Annotated in this window: 3 protein-coding genes and 1 pseudogene; all 4 read right to left on the bottom strand. The window is 45.8% G+C overall.

Translation table 11 applies throughout. The annotated features are described in order from the left end of the window. Positions 1 to 668, bottom strand: a 668-nt coding sequence (locus BOW51_RS07870) for a rhamnan synthesis F family protein (RefSeq protein WP_281252879.1), incomplete at its 3' end; no start/stop codon positions are given. Between the two features lie 8 nt (positions 669 to 676). After that, the gene (locus BOW51_RS07875) at positions 677 to 1,567 is read right to left on the bottom strand and encodes a polysaccharide deacetylase family protein (RefSeq protein ID WP_135568147.1); all 891 of its coding nucleotides are present in this window, start codon (positions 1,565 to 1,567) and stop codon (positions 677 to 679) included. Between the two features lie 212 nt (positions 1,568 to 1,779). Further along, entirely contained in the window at positions 1,780 to 2,730 is a 951-nt protein-coding gene (locus BOW51_RS07880; protein ID WP_078477208.1) for a sulfotransferase, read from the bottom strand. Positions 2,731 to 4,123: 1,393 nt separating this feature from the next. Further along, positions 4,124 to 4,354 (bottom strand): annotated as a pseudogene (locus BOW51_RS07885) (IS3 family transposase); the annotation flags it as partial.

Genomic DNA, 4,354 nt, shown 5'->3' on the forward strand with positions numbered 1-4,354 from the left:
GTCAGGCGCATTTCACCGTAGCGAATCGTCCAGCGCTTGCTGCTGGATTTGCGATAATTACTCCAGAAATTTCTGAAAGCCGGGTGAACGATGGCAGATTGACGAAAATGCAGCATATAGGATTGTAAATGCGTCTTCTTCTCCTTGCGATGCCTGTAGATAACAGGGCCTGAAAAATCGGCCGCACTGGACCTGAGACGTTGCAAAAGATCACACTTGGTTAAAACAGGAAACCAGATGCTGTCATTGATCAATAGAAGATTTTCCGGCACAACCTCTTCGGTGAGTAATTCGTTGATAGCGAACTGGTATCCGCCGAAATCATAACCATGGTTCTGGCGTTCTATGATGGTCTGACAATAGGGTGCCAACCGTCCCCTGTCTACCTCACTAACAGGTGCGTTTGAAATGATGCGTATTGAATACCCCTGTTCAACCAGGTGGCGGCAGGTTTCCACGGTGGATGCCAGGATACCGCCAGGCTGATAAAGCAGAAAAATTGCAACATCTTTACCGGCCACCTGTTGACCCGGGTAGCGCCTTGGCTGCCGCCTTGAAAACATATGCAGCGCTTCGTACCAAAGGACTTCTGCGATAAAAGTCGGCACAGCCAGAAACTGATCGGCAATACGAGTCATTTCGCGGCGAACTTTCCAGAATTGCGGCATTGTGAACCTCACGCAGCGCAAGCGGTATCGTTATTATCCAGAAGGTCACAATATTCGTTGTGCGTCATGAACTGAAAGTTGTGTTTGCGACCAAGCTGCTCTATGTAACCCATAGCCCAGTCAAATCGTTCACGGTTGTCTGCATTCATGCGCACGTCTGTACGTAGTCCGGCATGCAGATAAGGAGACGATTTCTGCATGTTCTTCTCAATAATATTTTCTATCCAATCCGGCATTGCACCTAACAAAAGGGAACTCTGGACCTCTTCACCACTGATCGGGTGCCTGACTCTGCCGGCACTTAGCGGAACTTCCCACACCTGGTGATGTGACTCGCCAGGACGGGTAAAATCCGTAACCGACGGCTTGTAAGCCCTGTCCGGAACATGTCGACAATCTGGTAAAGTTCCGCGTGTCAGTTCAGATCTTTTGAGTTTCTTCACCGGTTCCATACCCGGGTATAGCGAACTGTCTACACGAAAACCCAGTTCATCGATCAATTTCATGATCTGGTTACTCATGTAAAAATCACCCATGGAAATACTCGAAGGACTTCTACCAAAATGCCTGACGAATGCGTCGTGTGACAATCTGATGCAATGCTCGGCCCACTCCTGGTCAACATAGTCAGCAAGCCAGGTTCGCCTGAACCAACGCTGTACGGGACGCCATGGATGCACATGTACACAGATCTCATCGCCATCCTCCAGGAACTTTTCCAGAAGTAAACCGTGCTCCTTGAGAACCCAATCGGCACAACCGAAAAACTCTTCAATTTGCGGGTCAAGACGCAAACACCAGTTATATCGAACAGGCCTACCGGTAGCATCTTCCAGCCTCGGCCTAAGCGAGAGAAGATAATCTGCCAGGTTAAGGAAACCGGGCCATCCCTTATCCACCCCGTTCATCCGGCTCAACACTGATAGACATCATGAATGGTTTAATATTGCCCCCCATAACTACCCCGCTCTGTCGTTTTGTTTTTTCCACAATGAATAGTAGCACCCACGTTTGATTAAGATCATGTTGTTTTACCAACACCACTCCATCACGTATCAATCTACATGAATAAACAAATAACCGCCTCAGGTCAACCACATGCAGATTAATATCAGAGGCAATTTCTCAATCGAGGCATCTGCCTTTCGACTTCAGTGAGACGTTTTATTTCTGAATCAGTCAGCTTTTCCATAGGATCGTTATAAAAAATTTTGTCCTTTACGAAAAACCTGCCAGGCTTAACATGTTTTCCATACTCCTCGTTATACCTCTCCAGGTTAAGTTCATAATCATCATCAAGTCCGATTAGCTTTTTAATCCGTTCCATCGCAGCAACGACATCACCAGTCAGAATCTTGTACGGAACAATCAGCAATCGATCACCACAATAAGTTTCTGCCGACTCTATTTCCCGCATAGCCTTAAGGTAGCTCTGAGAGAAAGCATCAATATCCAGTTTCCTGTTAAAGATTTCCGCTCGTTTCTTGACACTCGCAAACTGTTCATAAGGTGTTTTCAGAGTAACGACAAATGGCACATCAATTTTCCTTACGACTTTGCTTAAGCTGAATACATAGCGAGGTGTTTTATCGTAGAGAAAATCAGATACACGAAACTTATTTTGAACTACAGGGTTGCTTAATGACGTTCCTTTCAGCTTATTCAACAACCAGTAGAATTCATCAAAAGAGTGAGTCGTCAATAATCGGTCACGGTCTTTTCTGTTAATACCCCATCCCATGCGCCTCTCGTCATCTACCAGCCATTCAAAAAACGGATGCTGTGACGAGAAGTTATAAATATCGCTAAGAAGAATGCCGAGTTCAGATCCTGATGCAATTCTTGGGTGCCCGTTCAACAGCTGGGAAAGCAAGGTTGTTCCGCTATGTTCGATCCCGGTCACAACACAGAGAATTGCACAATTCTTCCGGTAGTACTCATCATCAAGAGTAGAACTTCTCAGGAGATTACGAACGACAAGGTATTTTGAGGTGTAACTTTTTTCGACGATTTGTTCTTGTACGCGCCTGCTTTCACGTACAAGCTTTCCAGCAATATTCATTTATTATCATTCTCCGCTTATCCAGGCTTGTTATCGATAGAGACTCACAAAGGAATCATCCCAAGCTCATCGACCGACCATTCTAAATGGAAGTAATCCAACAACCTAATGGCGAGGTTATCTCGCAAATCGACATTGATAGATTAATAACCACTTTCGCTATCAAGAAGTTAATAAAGTAATCATACCAGACAAAAAAAGCTTGCACCAGTTCTGATGCGAGCTTTTATTTTTAATGGAGCCGGCGACAGGAATTGAACCCGCGACCTACTGATTACAAGTCTGCAACGAAATGACGTAAAATCAATTTGTTAGCTATTCTTTTTGGGAATAGAAGCTGACGTAGGAATGCAGTCAGCAGGGGCGTTTGGGTCGGTATATTCCCAGCCTCAATCACAAAGCTCATCCCACTTCTGATTAAACTCAAGCACCTGCCTGAGTGTCTCGTCGGCATCGGCTGAACTCCCAATAATGGGTGAAGTCACAAGGCACAGGTCATTATGGGATAGGATAGACGGTCTTGAAACATAATGAGAGACAATACACCGATATTTATTGATAATCTGCATGGACAATTCAACACCAACACCCAACCACTAACATGCCGCACAGCAAACTGTCTGTCGGACCTAGCGCGTTGTTAGCTACGGCGACGTTCAACCTCGCAGGAATGAAAACTTGTCGCGATAATACGCTCACTTTTTGATCGGCCATCCCACAGCGTTTCGGAACCTTGCCCAAGCGTAGAAAATTTGGGCTCGAATTTTTGAATGAAAATCTTTTTTATAGTCCAACATTTACGACTTTATGGCTCCGGTTCCCATTTGCACAATCTCGATATTGCTGCACCACAGCTGATGTGATACGTGAGAAGTATCAAACAAGAACAAGAGCTTAGAGCACGAGTCGAGGATCGAATCGCCCGCGATTTCCACCACGATTTCCACATTTGTATGGGCGTTGGCCAATAGCTCAACCTCCGAGTTATCGAGGAAGAGTTGATGCGCTAAGTTTAGCGACTCTTGATACTCTGGTCTCTCTGAGGATTTTTTTGTACGGTGAAATATCGACGGGTATAGCACTGGGTCTGCTTTATGATGATAGGATAGTCCTTACGATTCCTCATGCTCAGTATGAAAGTACTCTTATCGGCCTTTTGATGGATAACTAGGCGGTCAATTGCAAGCGGTTTTCGCGCACTTCTGTACCATGATGCAAGTGCAACAACGATTGCGACAAGAGAAGCAGCGGCTGTCAGTGGGTCGATAATAAACTTGAATGCGTCCACCTCGTCCCTCTCAGCCAACGTCAAAGCCAACTGACGTCCAGTTGTAGTTCATCACCCTGTGATCCTCATAATATTGACGTAGTCAAGTGTTTTATTACACCCCAGTTAAGCCACTTTTCTCTGCTCCATCAGTTGCCGATCATAGTCGTTGAGGCTCATGTAGTCCAGGTATGAAGGCAGCCGGCGACTGTTATAAAACATGGAAATGTATTCCAGGATGTCCTGCTGTGCCTCGTAGCGTGACTGGTAGTTCCTCCACTGAACGCGCTCCTGTTTGAGGCTGCCTAAGAAGCTCTCCACGACAGCATATCCCAGCAGTCGCCCTTGCGACTCATG

Source organism: Solemya elarraichensis gill symbiont (assembly GCF_002021095.1).
Taxonomy (GTDB): domain Bacteria; phylum Pseudomonadota; class Gammaproteobacteria; order Chromatiales; family Chromatiaceae.